Source organism: Anaeromyxobacter soli, assembly GCF_022808855.1.
Lineage (GTDB): Bacteria > Myxococcota > Myxococcia > Myxococcales > Anaeromyxobacteraceae > Anaeromyxobacter > Anaeromyxobacter soli.
The window spans coordinates 1-18379 of the sequence record NZ_JAKZLF010000012.1; the positions used below are offsets into that span (position 1 = coordinate 1).

19 protein-coding genes are annotated in these 18379 nt (G+C 74.0%); 4 read left to right on the plus strand and 15 right to left on the minus strand.

Annotated features, from left to right (window positions below; all coding sequences use genetic code 11):
* The 6 genes from MLV88_RS10635 to dapC form a co-directional block, all read right to left on the minus strand.
* The coding region (locus MLV88_RS10635; protein ID WP_243337434.1) for a JAB domain-containing protein at window positions 1-629 on the minus strand (629 nt) is incomplete at its 3' end.
* 225 nt (window positions 630-854) lie between these two features.
* The gene (locus MLV88_RS10640; RefSeq protein WP_243337435.1) at window positions 855-1490 is read right to left on the minus strand and encodes a YceI family protein; all 636 of its coding nucleotides are present in this window, start codon (window positions 1488-1490) and stop codon (window positions 855-857) included.
* Between the two features lie 104 nt (window positions 1491-1594).
* On the minus strand, window positions 1595-2218 hold the full coding sequence (locus MLV88_RS10645; protein WP_243337436.1) for a hypothetical protein: 624 nt from the start codon (window positions 2216-2218) through the stop codon (window positions 1595-1597).
* Window positions 2219-2272: 54 nt separating this feature from the next.
* A complete protein-coding gene (gene dapE, locus MLV88_RS10650) occupies window positions 2273-3376 on the minus strand; it encodes a succinyl-diaminopimelate desuccinylase (RefSeq protein WP_243337439.1) in 1104 nt (367 codons plus the stop codon).
* Window positions 3373-4197: a 2,3,4,5-tetrahydropyridine-2,6-dicarboxylate N-succinyltransferase gene (locus MLV88_RS10655; RefSeq protein WP_242340729.1), complete on the minus strand. Its 825-nt coding sequence runs from the start codon at window positions 4195-4197 to the stop codon at window positions 3373-3375. Before MLV88_RS10655 ends, dapE begins: the two co-directional genes overlap by 4 nt.
* The gene (gene dapC, locus MLV88_RS10660) at window positions 4194-5345 is read right to left on the minus strand and encodes a succinyldiaminopimelate transaminase (protein WP_242340728.1); all 1152 of its coding nucleotides are present in this window, start codon (window positions 5343-5345) and stop codon (window positions 4194-4196) included. Before dapC ends, MLV88_RS10655 begins: the two co-directional genes overlap by 4 nt.
* 54 nt (window positions 5346-5399) lie before the next feature.
* On the opposite strand from dapC, the gene sthA reads away from it, so the two are divergent.
* Window positions 5400-6848 carry a Si-specific NAD(P)(+) transhydrogenase gene (sthA, locus tag MLV88_RS10665; RefSeq protein WP_243337441.1) on the plus strand — a complete coding sequence of 483 codons (1449 nt, stop codon included), beginning with the start codon at window positions 5400-5402 and terminating at the stop codon, window positions 6846-6848.
* Between the two features lie 33 nt (window positions 6849-6881).
* Here the strand turns inward: sthA and MLV88_RS10670 are convergent, their stop codons facing one another.
* The 7 genes from MLV88_RS10670 to MLV88_RS10700 form a co-directional block, all read right to left on the minus strand.
* Complete coding sequence (locus MLV88_RS10670; protein ID WP_242356670.1) at window positions 6882-7073, minus strand: hypothetical protein; 192 nt, start codon at window positions 7071-7073, stop codon at window positions 6882-6884.
* Between the two features lie 259 nt (window positions 7074-7332).
* The gene (locus tag MLV88_RS10675) at window positions 7333-8382 is read right to left on the minus strand and encodes a coiled-coil domain-containing protein (protein WP_243337442.1); all 1050 of its coding nucleotides are present in this window, start codon (window positions 8380-8382) and stop codon (window positions 7333-7335) included.
* A gap of 2 nt (window positions 8383-8384) precedes the next feature.
* Window positions 8385-9335, minus strand: coding sequence for a ParA family protein (locus MLV88_RS10680; protein WP_242340724.1), 951 nt, complete (start codon window positions 9333-9335; stop codon window positions 8385-8387).
* Between the two features lie 9 nt (window positions 9336-9344).
* Window positions 9345-11144 carry a HEAT repeat domain-containing protein gene (locus MLV88_RS10685; protein WP_243337444.1) on the minus strand — a complete coding sequence of 600 codons (1800 nt, stop codon included), beginning with the start codon at window positions 11142-11144 and terminating at the stop codon, window positions 9345-9347.
* 134 nt (window positions 11145-11278) lie between these two features.
* Window positions 11279-12586 carry an MFS transporter gene (locus MLV88_RS10690; RefSeq protein WP_242340722.1) on the minus strand — a complete coding sequence of 436 codons (1308 nt, stop codon included), beginning with the start codon at window positions 12584-12586 and terminating at the stop codon, window positions 11279-11281.
* A 75-nt stretch (window positions 12587-12661) separates the two neighbouring features.
* On the minus strand, window positions 12662-13165 hold the full coding sequence (locus tag MLV88_RS10695) for a hypothetical protein (protein ID WP_242340721.1): 504 nt from the start codon (window positions 13163-13165) through the stop codon (window positions 12662-12664).
* Between the two features lie 109 nt (window positions 13166-13274).
* On the minus strand, window positions 13275-14552 hold the full coding sequence (locus MLV88_RS10700) for a hemolysin family protein (RefSeq protein ID WP_243337446.1): 1278 nt from the start codon (window positions 14550-14552) through the stop codon (window positions 13275-13277).
* Window positions 14553-14617: 65 nt separating this feature from the next.
* Between MLV88_RS10700 and purS the strand changes: the two genes are divergently transcribed.
* The 3 genes from purS to MLV88_RS10715 all read left to right on the plus strand — a co-directional run bounded on the left by purS (window position 14618) and on the right by MLV88_RS10715 (window position 16311).
* Window positions 14618-14863: a phosphoribosylformylglycinamidine synthase subunit PurS gene (gene purS / locus MLV88_RS10705; protein WP_242333452.1), complete on the plus strand. Its 246-nt coding sequence runs from the start codon at window positions 14618-14620 to the stop codon at window positions 14861-14863.
* Window positions 14864-14930: 67 nt separating this feature from the next.
* Window positions 14931-15587, plus strand: coding sequence for a phosphoribosylformylglycinamidine synthase subunit PurQ (gene purQ / locus MLV88_RS10710; protein ID WP_243337450.1), 657 nt, complete (start codon window positions 14931-14933; stop codon window positions 15585-15587).
* Between the two features lie 64 nt (window positions 15588-15651).
* The gene (locus MLV88_RS10715; RefSeq protein ID WP_243337452.1) at window positions 15652-16311 is read left to right on the plus strand and encodes an alpha/beta hydrolase; all 660 of its coding nucleotides are present in this window, start codon (window positions 15652-15654) and stop codon (window positions 16309-16311) included.
* 8 nt (window positions 16312-16319) lie between these two features.
* Here MLV88_RS10715 and MLV88_RS10720 read toward each other — a convergent pair whose 3' ends face one another.
* Both MLV88_RS10720 and MLV88_RS10725 read right to left on the minus strand, forming a co-directional pair.
* On the minus strand, window positions 16320-16715 hold the full coding sequence (locus MLV88_RS10720; protein WP_242333447.1) for a response regulator transcription factor: 396 nt from the start codon (window positions 16713-16715) through the stop codon (window positions 16320-16322).
* 248 nt (window positions 16716-16963) lie between these two features.
* Complete coding sequence (locus MLV88_RS10725) at window positions 16964-18286, minus strand: TldD/PmbA family protein (RefSeq protein WP_243337454.1); 1323 nt, start codon at window positions 18284-18286, stop codon at window positions 16964-16966.
* Window positions 18287-18379 lie beyond the last annotated feature (93 nt).

Genomic DNA, 18379 nt, shown 5'->3' on the forward strand with positions numbered 1-18379 from the left:
TCCCGATTATGCCGACTCCGAACCGCACGAATCGCACGCCGACGCGGGGTTCCGGTGGGCGCTCCGCATAATGCGAAGGTCCGCATAACGCCGCTCGGGTGATTGTGCACGAACACGATCCCGTGAGCGCCCTCCCGCACCGCCGGCCGGAGCGCGTCGCGCGGGGACACCGGGCACTGCGCGAGCGAGCCCTCCGCGACCTGGACCGCGCGCAGGAGCCGGCCGCGCACGTCGAGCAGGACCACGTGGAACCCCTCCCGCTCGGCGTGCGCCGCGTGGCGAAGGAGCTCCGCGACGCGGCGGGGATCGAGGCAGCGCTCCCCGCGCCGGGGCGGCGCCCACGCGGCGCGTCGGCCGAGCTCGAACGCGGCGGCGAGGGCGGCGGCGCGGGCGAGGCCGACGCCCGGCGCGCTGGCGATCGCGTCCGGGGGCGCCCAGGCGAGCTCGGCGAGCGGCACCGCCTCTACGAGCGCGAGCGCCGCGGCGCGGGCGGAGTGCCGCGAGGTGCCGCCGCCGAGGAGGAGCGCGACGAGGTCGGCGTCGGAGAGCGCGCGCGGACCGTCGGCGAGTAGCCGGTCGCGAGGGCGATCTTGGCTCGGAACGAGCGCGTCGGAGGCGAGGGACGGCATGCGCGCGCCCGGAGCAACCGACGTGCCGGCAGGTATCGCGCTCTGGAGTGACCGGACGTTCAGGGGGAGGGGCGCGGCGCGGACGGAGCGTGCGGGAGGCGGCCTACCCTCCCGGACACGAGCGCTCGGGCTCGTGGACGCGAGGACCGGGGCGCCGTCACGTGCGGTCCGGAGGGGTGCCTCGCCCGTCGAGCCGCGTCCGGCGGCCGGCGGCGGGCAGCGCGATCAGTCCACCTTCGCCGGCGCAGGCTGCCGGGTCGCCTCCGCCGCCTTCGCGCCCTCCGCCGGCTGCTTCACCAGCTCCGCGTCGATCTCGATCCGGATCTCGTCGCCGACGACGGGCGTCGCCTCGACCATCTTGTTCCACTCGAGGCCGAAGGCCTTGCGGCTCAGCTTCGTCGTCGCGCGGACGCCCCGGCGGTCCATCCCCATGGGATCCTTCATCGCGGGCGTGAGGTCGCTCACCTCGAGCACCACCGGCCTCGTCACGCCGTGCATCGTGAGGTCGCCCGTGACCTCGTAGACCTTGCCGGCCTTCCGGACCTTCGTGGACCTGAAGGTGATGCTCGGGTACTTCGCGACGTCGAGGAAGTCCGGCGAGCGCAGGTGGGCGTCCCGCTTGTCCTCCCGGGTGTTGATGGTGTTCGCGTCGATGGTGGCCTCGACGGAGGACCTCGCCGGATCCTTCTCGTCGAGCTTCACGACGCCCGTCGTGCTCTGGAACTCGCCGCGCACGTTCGAGATCGCCAGGTGGCGCACGGTGAAGTTCGTCTGGGTGTGGGCGGGATCGACGTTCCAGGTCGTCGGCGCCGCGAAGGCGAGGGCCGGGACGAGCCCGAGGGCGAGGAGGACGTGCTTCATCGGCGCTGCTCCTTTGCGTTCATCGGCGAGATCGACCTCGCGTCGATGTAACGCCCCTCCCCTCCGGTTCAACCGCCATCGGCGGCCCGGTCGGGGACGACCGACTAGAGCTTCACGCCGAGGCCGCCGGAGAGGCGCAGGAGCTGGTCCTGCTCGAATGACAGCTCGCCCGCGAGGAACATGGGCCCGAGGTCGAGGCGCAGCCCGAGCGCCACCTGAAACCAGACGCGCCAGTCGGACGGCCGTCCCGCTCCGGCACCGAACGTGAACGCCGCCTCGAGCCCGCGCCGCGTCTGGAAGCGATTCGTGAACCGCAGGAGCGCGACGGGTGCCCAGTCCTGGCCGCCGTTCCGGATCTTGTAGGCGGAGCCCCACAGCCCGAGGTCGCCGAAGCCGAACGCGTAGGAGACCTCGCCGCCGAACGCCGAGCCGGAGTGCTTGTCGCCGCTGCCGAGATCGAACGCCTCGCCGCCCCAGGCGGTGAGGAACAGGCGCGGCCCGCCCTCGTCGTCCTCGGCCCCGCCTTCCCACCCGTACTCGTCCTGGGCGCTCGTCCGCGCGAGGCCGAGGCGGCCGGGGGAGAGCGCCGAGGCGGCGCGGGAGGAGAGCGAGGACACGGCCGGGGCGAACGCGATCCCGGTGGAGGCCGGAGCCGGCGCCGGAACGGCCCCTTCACTGGCGGCGTCGGCAGCGGCGAGCGCGAGCGCGAGGGTCAGGGGAGCGAGCACGCGAGGGCGATCATAGCCCCGCGCGGCGCCGGGGTTGCGTCCCGGGTGAGCCGTTCACCCTGCGGTGAGGAACCGCTCGTAGAGCTCGTACCCGCGCGCGAGGGCCTCGAGCTCCACCCACTCCCCGCGCTGGTGCGCCTGGCTCGTGGCCCCCGGCCCGAGGTTCGCCGCGGGGATGCCGTGGACCGCGAGGCGCGCCACGTCGGTCCAGGCCTGCTTGGGCTCCACGCCGATCCCGGTCCGCTCGAGGAGGCGACGCACGATCGGGTGCTCCGCGTAGGCGGGGCAGGCCGGCGACAGATCGGTCAGCTCGACCTCGGCGCCGTGGCGCCCGGCGAGCGCAGTGAGCTCTGCGGCGGCGGCGTCGAGCGTCTTGTCGGGGGCGAAGCGGAAGTTGAGGTTCAGCGTGCAGCGTTCGGGGACCACGTTGCGCGCGTGGCCGCCCTCGATGCGCGTCGCGGAGAGCACCTCCCGGAACACGAGGCCGCCGCTCGTGGCCTCGCGCGGCGCGCGCCCGTGGAGCTCGGCGAGGAGCGCCCCCGCGCGGTGGACGGCGTTCTCGCCGTGCCAGGGGCGGGCCGAGTGCGCGGCGCGGCCGCGGAACGTGACGGTCGCGTGGATGGAGCCGACGCAGCCGAGCTGGAGCACGTTGTCGGTCGGCTCGAGGCAGAGCGCGAGGTCCACCCCGCCGAGGAGGCCGGGCGCGCGCAGCACGTCCTCGAGCTCGTTCTCGAGGTACGGCCCCTCCTCGCGCGCGTAGAGCACGAGGACGAGGTCGCAGAAGCGCGCCAGGCGCGGGAGCCGCTCGGCGAGCTCCATCGTCACCGCGACGCCGCCCTTCATGTCGGAGGCGCCCGGCGCGACGAGGCGGCCGCCCTCCCGGCGCGGCGGGTGCCGGTCCTCGTCGTGCACCGGGACGGTGTCGAGGTGGCCGCAGAGCGCGACCGTGGGCCGCCCGGGGACGGCGTCGCCGTCCACCCGCACGACGAGCGAGTCCTTCACCCGCTCGACGCGCGGGAAGCGCACCCGCGCCCAGGCCTCGATCGCGTCGCAGAGGGCGCGCTCGTGGCCGATGGGCGAGAACATCCCGCACAGCGCGGCGGTGCGCTGGGCGAGCGACTCGACGGGAGCACCGCCGGGTGCGCCTTGGAGCGTCACACCTGGACCTCGAAGTCGCGGAGCGCCTGGTTGAGCGAGACCTTCCGATCGGTGGACGGGCTGCGCCGGCCCACGATGAGCGCGCAGGGGATCTGGTAGGTGCCGGCGGGGTACTGCTTCGGGCGCGTGCCCGGGATGACCACCGAGCGCGCCGGCACGCGGCCCTTGTAGACCACCTCCTGCGCGCCGGTCACGTCGATGATCGGCGTGGACGCGGTGATGACGACGTTCGCGCCGAGCACCGCCTCCTCCTCGACCAGCACGCCCTCCACGAGGATGCAGCGGCTGCCGATGAAGGCGTTGTCCTCGATGATGTTCGGCCGCGCTCCGGGCGGCTCGAGCACGCCGCCGATGCCGACGCCGCCGGCGAGGTGCACGTTCTGGCCGACCTGCGCGCACGAGCCGACGGTGGCCCAGGTGTCCACCATCGAGTTCGCGCCGACGCGCGCGCCGATGTTCACGAAGCCGGGCATGAGCACCGCGCCCGGCTCGAGGAACGAGCCGAAGCGCGCGACGCCGCCCGGCACGAGCCGGACGCCCGCCTCCTCCAGGCCGTGCTTCAGCGGGATCTTGTCGCGCGTCTGGAACGGCCCGAACTCCTGGGTCTCCATCCCGGTGATGCCGAAGTACAGGTTCACCGCCTGCATGAGCCAGGCGTTCACCTTCCACTCACCGTCCACCTTCTGGGCGACGCGCAGCTCGCCGCGATCCAGGCCCTGCAGCGCCGCGAGGACCGCCGCGCGGTGCTGCGGATCGGCGAGCTTCTGCCGATCGCCGAACGCGGCCGTGACGCGCCGCTCGATCTCGTTCCAGTCGTTCATGCCCTCACCTTCCGCCAGGCCAAGATGGCCTCCTCGCACTCCTCGAGCGTCGGCACCAGCGCCACCCGCACGTACCCTTCCCCCGCGCCGAACGCCGGCCCGGGCGCCACCACGATCCCCTCGTCCAGGAGCCGCAGCGCGTACGACGCGGCGGTCTCCGCGCCGGGCACGCGCACCCACAGGTAGAGCGTGGCCTCCGACGCGTCGGCCAGGAGGCCGTGCTCCGCGAAGAACGCCAGGAACCGGTCCCGCTTCCTGCGGAAGATCTCGCGCCGCTCCGCCGGGTGCGCGTCGTCGGACCACGCCGCCGTCGCCGCCGCGGCGACGAACTCGGGCGAGGCGACGCCAGGGTGGCTCCGGAGCGCGCGCAGCACCGCGATGAGGTCCGCGTCGCCCGCGAGGAAGCCGGAGCGGTAGCCGGTCATCCCGCTCCGCTTCGAGCAGGAGTGGATCGCGACCACGTTCTCCACCTGCTCCTCGAGCATCGAGGGCGGCGGCGCGCCGAAGTAGACGTCGGCGTAGCACTCGTCCGAGGCCACCACGAAGCCGAAACGGCGAGCGGCCTCCCCCACCCGGCGCAGGTAGTCGCGCGGGGCGACCGCGCCGGTGGGGTTGTGCGGGTAGGAGATCCAGAAGACGAGCGTCTCGCGCAGCACCGCCTCGCCGACGTCCTCGGGCTCGAGGAGGAAGCGGCGCGCCGCGGTGAGCGGGACCTTCACCGGATCGAGCCCGGCGAAGCGCGCCCCGACCTCGTAGGTGGGGTAGCCCGGGTCGGGCATCACCACCTTGCGGCGCGCCGGATCGCCGGCGAACGCGAGGGGCAGGTGGAAGATCGCCTCCTTCGCCCCGGCGCAGGCGAGCACCTGCGCCTCGGGGTCCACCGTGACGCCGAAGCGGCGGGCGAGGTACCCGGCCGCGGCGCGGCGGAGGGCGGGCGTGCCGAACGCGCTCGGGTACTGCGACACCAGGGGGACCGCGGCGCGGAGCGCCTCGCGCAGGAAGGGCGGGGTCGGCTCCTTCGGATCGCCGAGCCCGAAGTCGAACAGGCGCTTCCCGGCCCGGGTGAGGGCGCGTCGCCGCTCGTCCAGCTCGACCATCAGGTTCTTGCGGACGGCGCCGAGGGCGGGGTTCTTCGGGGCGTTCTGCACGGGAGCCGCTAACAATATCGAACTCCCGGGGAGGCTGCATTATAAGCGGGCCGCATGCTGCGCTACGACGTGGTGGTCATCGGCTCGGGTCCCGCAGGCGAGAACGGCGCCATCCAGGCCTCGTTCAGCGGCAAGAAGGTCGCCCTCATCGAGAAGGAGGCCGTCCCCGGCGGCGCCTCCGCCAACACCGGCACCATCCCCTCCAAGGCGCTGCGCGAGACGGCGCTCGCCATCCAGCAGGCGCGCAGCCGCGACGCCCACGGCATCGAGCTCCGCGTCTCGGGCACGGTCACCATCCCCGAGCTCATGGGCCGGCGCGGCCTCGTCACCGGCCGCGAGCACTCCCGCATCCGCAACGCCCTGAACCACGCGGGCGTGGAGCAGTTCCGCGGCGTGGCGAGCTTCGTCGACCCGCACACGATCCGGGTCTCGGTCCCGGACGGCGGCACGCAGGAGCTCCGGGCGGACGTCATCCTGCTCGCCCCCGGCACGCGCCCGTTCCACCCGCCGCAGTACCCGATCGACAACGCGCACGTCTACGACTCCGACTCGATCCTGCTCCTCGATCGCGTGCCGCGCTCCCTCGCGGTGCTGGGCGGCGGCGTCGCCGGCTGCGAGTACGCGTCGCTGTTCGCCGCGCTCGGCGTGAACGTGAAGCTCGTGGACTCGAAGGACCGGCTGCTCTCCTGGCTCGACGCGGAGATGTCGCACGCGCTCGAGGAGGTGTTCCGGTCGAGCGGCATCGACCTCCACCAGCAGACGCGGGCCGCGAAGATCGAGCCGGGCCAGAAGGACGTGCTCGTCACCCTCGAGGACGGGGGCCGCATCGTCGCGCAGAAGGTGCTCGTCGCCTCGGGCCGCGTCGGCAACGTCGAGGCGCTGAACCTCCCGGCGGCGGGGCTCCAGGCGACCGAGCGCGGGCTCCTCAAGGTGAACGCCCAGTTCCAGACCTCCGTGCCGCACATCTACGCGGCGGGCGACGTGATCGGGTTCCCCGGCCTCGCCTCGGTCTCGATGGAACAGGGGCGCGTCGCCATGAGCCACGCCTGCGGCGGCATCCTCAAGCAGCGCGTGTCCAACATCCTGCCGATGGGCATCTACACCATCCCCGAGCTCTCGTCGGTGGGCGAGACCGAGGAGACGCTGAAGGAGCAGGGGCGCGCCTACGTCGTCGGCCGCGCCAGCCTCGCCGAGAACGCGCGCGCGAACCTCGTGGGCGAGGCGGTCGGGTTCGTGAAGCTCATCGCCGACGCCGAGAACGGCCGCATCCTGGGCGTCCACTGCATCGGGCCGCACGCCTCCGAGCTCGTCCACACCGGCGCGGCGGTGATGTCCCACAAGGGCGACCTGCAGTACTTCATCGAGGCGGTGTTCAACTACCCGACGCTCGGCGAGGCCTACAAGTACGCCGCCTACGACGCGCTCGACCGGATGCGCGAGCGGCGCGAGGGGAACGTCTGGCCGTTCGAGCGGCCGACGTCGTCGCGGTCGCAGGTGCCGTAGCGGCTCGAGCCGGCGCGGCCCCTTCGCCGGGAGTCAGTCCTCGATCTGGTCGATCGGGATGTCGAGCAGCCTTCCGTTGGGGAGCATGTTCGGCGGCACGGGCTCACCGGCCGTCGAGCGGCGGAGCCGCTCGCAGCGCTTGAAGTCGCCGTCGCAGTAGTACGACTGCCAGACGCGGAGCGACGACTTCATCGCGAAGGCCTTGTAGAGCGGACATCCCGACACGCGAGCGCAGGCCATCTCTTCCTTCCCCCGGCCGCGGGCGGGCGCCGACGCTGCGCGCCCGTCCTCGATGCCGGGCGGATTCTAGCGCTCGATCGCGCCGGCGCCGCGACCCGCGAGGCGCGGCATGGCGTCGCGATCCGCGACGAAGTGGACGCACATATCGTGAAGCGAGCGCAGAGACTCCGCGCGGGATGCGGGTGGATCTCGGCGCGCGGGACACACGGGCGCCTGGGGGCCCACCTCACCGGAGGCGAAGGAGCTACCCGAGCCGCGCCCGCGCCTGCGCGAGCGCCGCGTGCACCTGCTCGAGCGCGCGCTTCGCTGCGGAGAGCTCGTCCCGCTCGCGGCGCAGCCGATCGAGCTCGCCGGCGAGCTGATCCCGCTCGCGCGCGAGCTCACCGACTGCGCTGCGGAGGCGCGCGCTCTCGGTGGAGCCGGCGCGGAGCTCCTCGGAGAGCCGCTCGACCTCCTCCTCGCGCTCGGCGCGGAGCCGGGCCTCCTCGTCCGCCTTGCGCGTGACCTCCTCGAGCAGACGCGCGCGCTCCTCGTCGAGGGCGGCCATCGCCTGCGCCCGGCGGAGGGCCTCGTCGCGCTCCTCCTCGAGCGCGGTCATCTCGCCGAGGAGGTCGGTGAGCACGCCGCGCTTCTCGGCGAGCTCCGCCTCCGCGGAGACGAGGCGCTCGGTGGAGACGCGGGCCTCGCCCGCCGCGCGGCCGAGCTCGGTGCGCGCCTCTCCGAGGTCCGCCCGCAGCGCGTCCTCGCGCTCCCGGGCCCGCACGAGCTCGACCTCGAGGTCGCGGACGAGCGCGAGCACGCTCTCGGCGGCGCGGGCCGGATCGGCCGGGACGGGATCGACGCGGGGCGTGGGCCGGGCGGCCTCGGCGACGCGGCGCTTGATCTTCTCGAGGCGGTCGCGGCGGGAGAGGACGTCGTTCGCGGGATCGGGCGACGCGGGGCTCGCGACGGCTCCCTCCCGTGCTTCGACGGCGGAAGCGCCACGCTCCGGAGGAGCGACCGCGGGCGCCGGCACCGGCGCCGGAGTGGGGGCCGGCGCGGACCGGGTCGCGGCTCGCGCCGGGATCGCGGCGGGCAGCTCCGCCTGGACCGACTCCTCCATCGTCATCGCGGGGCTCGCGGTCTCCTCGGCGGTCTCCTCCGCCACGGTCGCCGCCATCGACGCGCTCACCTGCGCGGCCTCCTCGGCCGCCGCGGCGATGCCGGCGTTCGCGTCGGGCGCGACGGCGGAGACGGCGCCGTTCTTGAGGCGGGGCCGCAGCTTCGGGACGTTGGCGTCGAAGGCCTTGCGCATGGCTACGCTCCTGCCGCGCCCGCCTCGGCGAGGCCCGCGCGGATGCGCCCGAGGATCTCGTTCTGGACCGCCTCGATGTCGGTCGCGCCCTTCGAGTCCGGGTCGTACCCGAAGATCGGGCAGCCCTCGGAGGACGCCTGGGCGAACTTGGTGCACTGGCGGACGACGGAGTCGAGCAGGTAGTCCGAGTAGTGCTGGCGGAGGGCGCCGAGCGCCTCGCGCGCGATCTTGAACGTCTGGTTGTAGGCGTTCACGACGATGAAGATGTTCTCGAGCTGGTGCGAGAGGTCCTGCTCGAGCCCCTGGATGGTCTCGAACAGGAGCCGGAGCCCGTCGTAGGAGAGGAAGTCGGCGAGGACCGGGATGACGAGGTCCGAGGCCGCCATGAGCGCGTTCAGGTTGAGGAGCCCGAAGGACGGCGGCGCGTCGAGCACCACGAAGTCGTACTTGCCCGCGACGCCCTGCAGCGCGTTCCGCAGCCGGAACTCGCGGCCGGCGAGCGGCATGAGCGCGAGGTCGATGGTGCTCATGGTGAGGTTCGCCGGGACGAGCGAGAGGTTCGGCATCCCCGTCGAGACGGTGACCTCGTCGAGCGGCCGCCTGCGGATGATCACGTCCTGCAGCGTGTGGGCGAAGCTCCCGCCCTCCTTGCCGAGGCACTTCGTCGCGTGCCCCTGACTGTCGAGGTCGATCATGAGCACGCGGTAGCCGCGCTCCGCGAGCCGGTAGGCGTAAGACGACGAGAGGCTGGTCTTGCCCGTCCCGCCCTTGAAGTTGAGGAAGAGCTGGATGCGCGGCGGGAACGGCTCGGCCGGGCGGCGCAGCTTCTCGCGCAGCACGGGGAGGTCATCGGGGGCGAACCCGTCCCTCTTCCCGAGCGCGCCTTCGACCTGCTTCGCGGTCACGCCGACGATCTCGGCGAGGCGCTTCGCGGTGTAGCGGACGTTCTCCATTCCGTTCCCCTAGCACATGAACCAGCGCGCACCGCGCTGGACGAGGGTTCCGCGAGCCGCGAGGGCGGCGAGGGCGGTGTCGATGCGGGCCGGCTCGGCCTCGAGCACGCGCGCCAGATCGGCGGCGGTGCAGCCGCGGAGCGAGGCGCGGACCTCCGAGACGATCGCGGCGCCGAGGTCGCCGCTCGCCGCGGGCGCGGCCTCGCCGTCCTCGAGGGTGGCGACGGCGACTGCGGCGCGCGCGAGGAGCGCCGCCGGCGAGGCCACCTGCACCGCGGCCGCAGGGCGAGCGGGGCCCATGATGGAGGGCCGGGCGGTCGGGGTGCCCGGCCGGGTCGCGGTCTGGGCCGTGGGCCGAGCTGCGGTCGCGGTCGCGGTTGGGGCCGCGGGCCGGGTCGCGGTCGGGCTCACTGCTCGTGCCGGGGTCGTGAGCCGGGACTCGGTCACGACGCTCGGCGCCGTGGAGGGCAGCGACGCGAGGACGGCCGCGCGGAGCTCCTCCCCTCCCATCGCCGCGAGCTTCTCCGCGATCCTGCGCGAGGTGGCGCGCCGCGCCGAGGCGGGCGCATCGGCATCCACCTTCTCCCCGGCGAGCCGGCCGAGCGCGGTCGCGGCGGCGCGGCGCACGGACGCGTCGGGGTGCTCGAGCCCCCGCGCGAGCGCGCCCTGCGCGCGGGCGGTGGGGCGGCCGGAGAGCGCTGCCGCAGCGGCGCGCGCGACGCCGCGATCCGGGTCGGAGAGCGCGGCGGCGAGGGCCTCCTCGGCGCGGCCGCCCGGGGCGAACCCGAGGAGGATCGCCGCGCGGCGGCGCACGATGGGGCTCGGATCGCCGAGCGCCGCGGAGAGCCGCTCCTCGGCGCCGTCCGCCGCGACGGCCGCGAGGGCCTCGAGCGCCGCGACGCGCACCGCCGGACGCGCGTCCTCGAGCGCGCGCGCCGCGAGGTCGGCCGCGAAGGGCTCCTTGAAGCGTGCGAGCGCGGCGAGCAGCGCGGCCTTCACCTCGGCCTCCGGCTCGCGCCCGAGCGCGGCGGCGAGCAGCGGCGCGGCCGCCTTCGAGCCGAGCGCCTCCAGCGCGCGGACGGCGCGCAGGCGGCGGCCCGCCTCGGGGGCGGAGAGATCGTCCAGGGAGCGCTCGTAGAGCGCGCGATCGGCGCGCGTGCCGAGGAGCGCCTTCATCTGGTCGCTGTCGCGCGCGGTGAGGCCCATGCGGCCGCCGGAGGCGAAGCGGTCGGCGACCATGGAGACGGACTCCGGCCCCGTCCGGCCGTCGAGGGCCTGCCGCGGCGAGGCCCTGCGCTCGGGCACGGCCTCGTGCGCCGCCGGGGCGGAGAGGTCGACTCCGGCCGTGCGGCCGAGACCGGCCACCTCGGCGGCCGCCTTCCAGGCGCGGAGCGTCTCGATCTCGGCGCGCAGCTCGGCGATGAAGCCGGCGAGGTCCGCGCCGCCCTCCTCGGGGCCGGGCGCGCCGTCGGCGCCGGTGGCCCCGGTCAGGCGCGCGCGCTCGACGAGCCCGCCGAGGAGCCGTTCGCGCTCCTCCTGGAGCAGCCGCACGCGCTCCTCGAGCTCGTCCACCCGGGCCTGCGCGTCGCCGCGCTGGCCGCGCTCGGCCGCGAGGGCCTGCTCGAGATCGACCTCGCGCCGCCGCGCCTGGGCGGCGTCGCCGCGCGCGCGCTCCGCGGTGGTGCGCGCCGCGGCGAGCTCGCTCTCGAGCTGGGAGACGCGGCACTCGAAGAACACGATCTTCTCGAGCGCGCTGCGGAGGAACTCCTCCGGCTCGACGATGGTCTTCGCCCCTTCCACCCCGTCCATTCGCCCGCCCTGCCCCATCGCCGTCGAAGATCCCGTCCTGATCCCAGGATCTTGCGGAGATATCGCAGCTTACGAGATCGGGATCCGGGTGGCAAATTGTTGACGGCCGCGCGTTCCCGGTGATCTGGGTCGGTTCACGCTGCGTGGCCGCCGGCCGCCGTCTCGAGGCCGTGCGCGCTCGGTCCCCGCTCCTCGCGCCAGAGGAGGAACGAGAAGACGAAGCCGGCGGTGGCGAGCGCGGCGAGCATCCACATCGCCGGGAGCCAGCCCGCGGGGTGCTGCGGGGACGCGCCCGCGGCGTCGTTCGCGGCGCCGATGCCCCAGCTCATCCCTGCCCAGCCGATCTGCTGGCAGAACGTCATGAGCGCGTACGCCGAGCCGAGCCGCGCGTCGGGCACGAGGTAGGTGACCGCCGGCCACAGCACCGCCGGCACGAGCGCGAAGGAGAGGCCGAGCATCCCCATCGAGAGCTCGAGCGGCGCCCGCGTGTACGCCATGAGCAGGAACGGCGGAACGAGCAGCGCCGAGCCGATGGTCATGAGCAGCGCGCGCTTGCCGATGCGATCCGCGAGGAGCCCGAAGAGCGGCATGCCGACCATCGACACCGCGGGCAGCCAGCTCTTGAGCGTGCCGGCCTGGTCGGGCGCGACGCCGTGCGCCTGGATGAAGAACAGGTTCGCGAAGGTGCGGAACGGGAAGATGGTCGCGTAGAACGCGACGCAGAGCCCGACCACCCACCAGTAGCCGCGGCTGAAGCGGACGAGGTCCTTCCAGACGAGCTTGTCGGTGTGGCCCGCGGTCGCGACGCCGTAGCGGCGCGCCGCGCTCGTCTCGAGCGTGGCGTACACGATCGCGAAGACGAACCAGAGGAGGCCGAGCGCGGCGGCGAGGAGGAGCGGCGGCTGCCAGTCGTGGAAGAGCCCCTTCGCGAAGCTCGGTGACTTGTCGGCGGTCCACGAGCCGAGCCGGGCGATGAGGAGCTGCACCGCGAGCGCGAAGGAGATCTCCTTCCCCTTGAACCAGCGCCCGACCACGGTCGTCGCCGCGACGATGAAGAGCTCCGAGCCGACGCCGAGCACGAAGCGGCCCGCCGCCATGGCGATGGCCGGCGAGCCGGGCACGAGCGCGGGCAGGAAGGCGATGAGCGCGCTCCCCGCCGCGCCGACGGCGCCGAAGAGCACCGCGGAGCGCGCGGTGCCGAGCCGGTCGATGAGCATCCCGCCGCCGATGAGCGTGAGCAGCGCCGCGACGTTGTAGGCGGTGTCGAGGAGCCCGATCTGCTGGTCGGTGAAGTGGAGCTGCTCCTGCAGGAAGGGGGTGACCGGGTACAGCGCGTCGAAGACGTAGTAGTTCCCGAACATCGCGACGCTGCACGCGAGGAGCACGAGCCAGCGGAACGCCCCGGACGGCTTCACCGGGGCGAGGGTCTTGGCGTCGGTCATGGGCGCGCAAGATAGCGCGGACACCGGCTGCGGACCACGCCGGCGGCGAGGCCCGAGATCGGTCAGACCGTCACGTCACGGTTGGACCGGCGGAGCGGCGTCGCTCCCCTGGCCCCGGCGCTCGGCGTAGCGCCGCTCCTCGCCCGCGCCGAGCTCGCCGTCCTCCGCGCGCCAGAGGGTCGACTCGACGGGAGCCGCGGTGGATGGGGCGGGCTCGAGCGGCTGCGCGCGCGCGGCCGTCCCCGCCGCCCGCGCCGCCGCGAGCCCGGCGAAGACCGCGTGCGCCTCCGGCGGCGTCGCCACCCCCGGGAAGCCGGGCGGCGCCGGGATGCGCCAGGACGCTGGCATCTCGCCCTCCGCCAGCTCGATGAGGTCGCGATCCGTGCGCGCGATCACGAGCGCGCCGTCCCGCATGCCGCGCACCTCGTCGTAGCGGAACACGTAGTCGCTGCGGAAGAGGATCGGGAACCCCTTCGACGCGTCGAAGCCCCAGTCGTACACGTGCTTCACCCGCCCGAGGGATTTCCCCTCGAGGTCCCGCACGCGCTGCCCGACGCGGACGCCGTTCCGTTCCTTCATGAGTCACGAGGTAGGGACGGCGCACACGCCCGGCCACTCGCACGCGGGTCGCGTCGCGACGGGCGTCTCGCCGCCGCAGCGTGGATCGAGCGCCGGGCAGCCCGCCCGCTCACGCGCGCTTGATGCGCGCCGCGCGGATCTTCGTCACCTTGCGGGGGTCGCCCTCCGCGACGGTGAAGACCCAGCCTCGCCAGAAGAACCGGTCGCCCTTCGCGGGGATGGCGCCCGCGAGCGAGTTGAGGAAGCCGGCGACGGTCTCGAAGCCCTGGTCCTCCGGGACGGCGGCGGCGGCGGCGGCGTTGAACTCGGAGATGGGCGTCGCACCGAGCACCGTGAACGTGCCGTCGCCGTGCACCTCGACGCTCCGCCCCTCCTCCTGCTCGAACTCGTCGCCGATCTCGCCGACGATCTGCTCGAGCACGTCCTCGAGCGTGCAGACGCCCATGATGCCGCCGTACTCGTCCACCACGAGCGCCATGTGGAGCCGGCGGCGCTGCATCTCGCGGAGGAGCTGATCCACCGGCTTCGACCAGGGGACGAAGTGGGCCGGGCGGAGGATGTCGCGGAGCACGATGAGCTCCGGGTGGGCGAGCATCGGGACGAGGTCGCGGGCGTGGAGGACGCCGAGCACGTGATCGAGGGTCCCGCGGTAGATCGGCATCCGCGAGTGCCCCTCCTCCGCCATCATGCGGAGGATCTCGGAGACCGGCGTGTCCACGTCGAGCGCGACCAGGTCGGTGCGCGGCACCATCACGTCGCGCGCGATCTTGTCGCGGAACTCGAACACCGCGTGGATGAGCTCCGTCGTCGTCGCCGCTCCGCCGCCCGCGCCGTGGGCGCGTGCGTACTCGGAGAGCGCGCGCTCCATCTCGTCGAGCGGCGGCGGCGGGTTCGAGAAGCGGGCGTTCTTGCCGGCGGCGAGGCCTACGAGCACCGCCGCCGGTCGGGCCAGGGCGCGCAGGAGGACGAACGGCGGCGCGAACGCGAGCGCGAGGATCTCGCCGTGCGCCGCGCCGAGGCCGCGCGCGCCGGCGGCGAGCGGGAGGGAGAGGAGCACCACCCCGCCGGCCACCGCCGCGGCGGCGAGCCAGGGCGCGCCCGGCGCGAGGGCGGCGCCCGCCGCCGCGGCGAGCACGCCCGCGAAGACGGTCGCGAGGGTCACCAGCGCACGCAAGGTGAACGCGGTCGTCTCCGGCTCGGCGAGCAGCGCGGCGAGCGCTCGCGCGCGCCGGCCGGCCGAGGGGGCGTCGGCGAGCTCCCGGGCGCGCGGCGTGCCGACCGCGACGAGCGCCGCCTCGAGCGCCGCCACCACGGCGCGAACCGCGAGGAGCGCGGCGGCCGCGGCGGCGAGGAGGAGGAACTGGCGGAGGTCGGGGGCGGGGGGCATTTGGCCCCGGAACCCTAGCAAAAGGGCGGGAACGCGGCGGGGGTGGATCTGTTATAAAGCCGCGCATGGCGAAGAAGGCGCGGGTGTACGTCACGCTCAAGCGGGGAGTGCTCGACCCCCAGGGCTCGGCGGTGAACCGGGCGCTCCACGCGATGGGCTACGGCGAGGTCTCCGACGTCCGCCTCGGGAAGTACATCGAGGTGACGATCGACGAGAAGGCGCCGGAGGCGGAGGAGCGCAGGCGGCTCGAGGAGATGTGCAAGAAGCTCCTCGCGAACACGGTCATCGAGGACTTCCGGATCGAGCTGTGAGGCCGACGCTCGTGCCTCGTCAGTCCCAGCACGAGCGGCCCACGGCGCTCGACCCGAGCGAGAGACCATGAAGATCGGGATCGTCACCTTCCCCGGCTCGAACTGCGACCACGACGTCTACCACGTGGTGAAGCACGCCTGCGGCGCGCCGGCCGAGTACGTCTGGCACAAGGACCGGCTCCCCGCCGGGCTCGACGCCGTGATCCTCCCCGGCGGCTTCAGCTACGGCGACTACCTCCGCTGCGGGGCGCTCGCGCGCTTCTCGCCGGTGATGGAGGACGTGGTCGAGTTCGCGAAGCAGGGCCGGCCGGTCCTCGGCATCTGCAACGGCTTCCAGATCCTCTGCGAGTCGGGGCTCCTGCCCGGCGTGCTCATGCGGAACGCCTCGCTCAAGTTCATCTGCCGCGACGTCACGCTCCGCGTCGAGGGCGGCGAGACGCCGCTCACCCGCGGCCTCGCCGGCCAGACGCTCACGATGCCGGTCGCGCACGCGGAGGGGAACTACTTCGCCGACGCGGAGACGCTCGACCGCCTCGAGGGCGAGGGCAGCGTCTTGTTCCGCTACGTGGGCGGCGCGCCGAACGGCGCGGCGCGCGACATCGCCGGCATCTGCGGGGGGCCGCGCCGAAACGTCGTCGGCCTCATGCCGCACCCGGAGCGCGCGGCCGAGGCGATCCTCGGACGCGACGACGGGCGGCGGCTGTTCGAGTCGCTGCTCTCCTGATCGACGGCGGGCCGGCGCTCGGGCCGGCCTCGCGCCGCGCTCCTCGGAGGCGCCTCCAGTGCAGGTGGACATCCCAGGACCCGCCGGCCGGCTGGAGGCGCTCGTCGAGGAGCCCCTCGGCCTCCCCGCGGGCGGCGCGCCGCGCTTCGCGGCGATGGTGTGCCACCCTCACCCGCGCTTCGGCGGCACGCTGCACACGCACGCCGCCCACCGGCTCGCGAAGGCGGTCCGCGCCGCGGGCGGCGTCGCGCTCCGCTTCAACTTCCGCGGCGTGGGCCGCAGCGCCGGCGCCTACGACCGCGGTCGGGGCGAGGCCGACGACGCGCGCGCGGCCCTCGCCTGGCTCGCGCGCGAGCGGCCGGAGCTCCCCCGCCTCGCGGGCGGCTTCTCGTTCGGCGCGTGGATGGCGGTGCTCGCGGGCGGCGCCGACGCGAGCGTGCGCGGCCTGCTCCTCGCCGGGCTCGCCCTGCGCTCCGCCGATGTCGACCTCGTCCGCGACACGGCGCTCGTGACCTCGGTGGAGAAGCCGGTCGCGATCGTGCAGGCGTCGAACGACGAGTTCGGCACGCCGGACGAGGTGCGGCTCGCGCTCGCGGGATCGCGCGGGCCGCGCCGGATCGCGGCGGTCCCGAACGCCACTCACCTCTTCACGGAGGATCTGGCCGCGCTGCAGCGCGAGGCCGAGGCGGCGATCGCCTGGTTGATGGAGGACGCGCGGCGCTGAGGGCGCGGCTACATCGGCGCGTGGGGCGAGTCGATCCGCCCGCCGCTGCCGCCCGCGTGACCGTCGGCGTACTCGCGGACCGCGTCGAGCAGCTCGTCGAGATCGAACGGCTTCTGGATGAAGCCCGCCGCGTCCATGCCGGCCACGCGGCCGAGCGCGGAGAGCACGACCACCGGGATGTCCGACAGCTCCGGATCGCCCTTCTGCGCGGCGCGGAACTCCCAGCCGTTCATGCCGGGCATCATGAGATCGAGCAGGACGATGTTCGGATGGACGGCGCGCGCCTTGCGAAGCGCCTCGGCGCCGTCCCCGGCGCCGTGGACCACGTAGCCCTCGTCCGCCAGGACCTCCGCCACGGCTTCGCGGATGTCGCTCTCATCGTCCACCACAAGTACGGAGACCATTCTGGATAAGAATTACGGATGGTTGGACCGGGAGGCAAATCGGCGCCGCGCGGAGGCGCGGGTATGCCCCAAACGGCTCATGGAAGTCCGGCGCCTGTCCTCGACAGGGACCGATCGAGCGCGCGCCTTGCGCGGGCTCCCCTGCGGCACGTCCGGCCGAACGCGAGGCGAGGACGTGCACGCGCCGCCGGCGGGCCAGTCCCTTGACTCCGGGTCCGGGCGAGCGACCTCGGACTCCCCGTCCGTGTTCACGTACCGGCGAACTGAACCGCTTCGAAGACGAGCGTCGGCGTCCGCATCGCCGAGTAGGGGTACGGGTCGTCACCCACCGCGGCGAGCCGCTTCCACAGCTCGAGGTGGTTGCCCGAGACGTTCATCTCACCCACGGGCTCCGCGAGCCGGCCACCGCGCACGCGGAAACCGCGCACGCCCAGCGAGAAGTCCCCGGTCGTTCCGTTCGAGTTGCCGCCCAGGAAGCCGGTGACGAGCACGCCCTCGCCGAGGTCGGTGAGAAGCTGTGCCTGCGACCTTCCGCCCAGCGCCCACGCGAGGTTCGAGCTGCGCGAGGTGGTGGGCGGGAGGCCGAGCTTCCGCCCGTAATACGTGTCGACGTAGTAGCTGCGCAGCACGCCTTCCTCGAACACCGGGAACGGCCGCGCTGCGATCCCTTCCCCGTCGTAGAGGCGCGAGCCGAGGCCGCGCGGCACGAGCGGATCGTCCTTCACGGTGAGCAGCGGGCTGCCGAGCTGCACGCCGATCTTGCCCTCGAGGAACGAGCGCTTCTGCTGGATGGCCGCTGCGGCGAGCGGGCCGAACAGCATGCCGACCATCCTGCCGGACGCGCGGTTGTCGAGCGCCATGGTGAGCACCGCCGACTCGCCCTTGCGGGTTCCGATGCGGGCGATGGCCCGCTCGGCGGCCCGGCGGCCGATCGCCTCGGGCGCCTCCATCGCGCTCCGGAACCGTCCACCCGAGGCCGCGTACTCCTCCGGCCGGCGACCGTCGGGATCCAGAACCGTCACCTCGGCGCCGATCCAGAAGTCGGTCCCCCGCCGCTCGCCCTCGAAGCCGTTCGTCTGCACGAGGGCGCTCTCGGAGCGCGTGTCGGAGACGCTCGTGGTGACGGAGAGGATCGCGCTCGCGCCGGGCACGCCGCGGGCGGCGGCCTCGATCGCCTCCGCCTCGGCGCGCCGCCGCGTGGCGTCGACCTTCCCGTAGTCGGGATCCTCGAGCTGGAGGTCGACGTTCGCCTGGCCGCGGTAGAGCTCCGGCTCGGGCAGCCGCCGGTGCGGATCCGGCGCGAGCGTGCGGGCGAGCGCGACGGCGTCCTCCACGAACCGGTCGAGCGCGTCGGGGCGCAGGTCGCTCGTCGAGACGGCGGCGTAGCGGCCGTCGACGTAGAGGTCGAGGCCCAGGCCGCGGGTCGTGGCCTCGGAGACCTTCTCCACCTTCCCGTCGCGCCAGGCGACCTCGACGTGGCGGGCGCGGTAGGAGCCTGCGGACGCGTCGGTCGCGCCCTTCTCGCGCGCGAGCGCGGCGGCGCGGCGGGTGATGTCGAGGAGGTCGGACATGGAGGACCGTTCTTCCGTTCTTCCGCTCGCCCTTGGGAAGGTTCAGGGCGAGCGGAGCAGAGGAGTCGCGTGGGTCCGCTCGTGGCGAGCAGG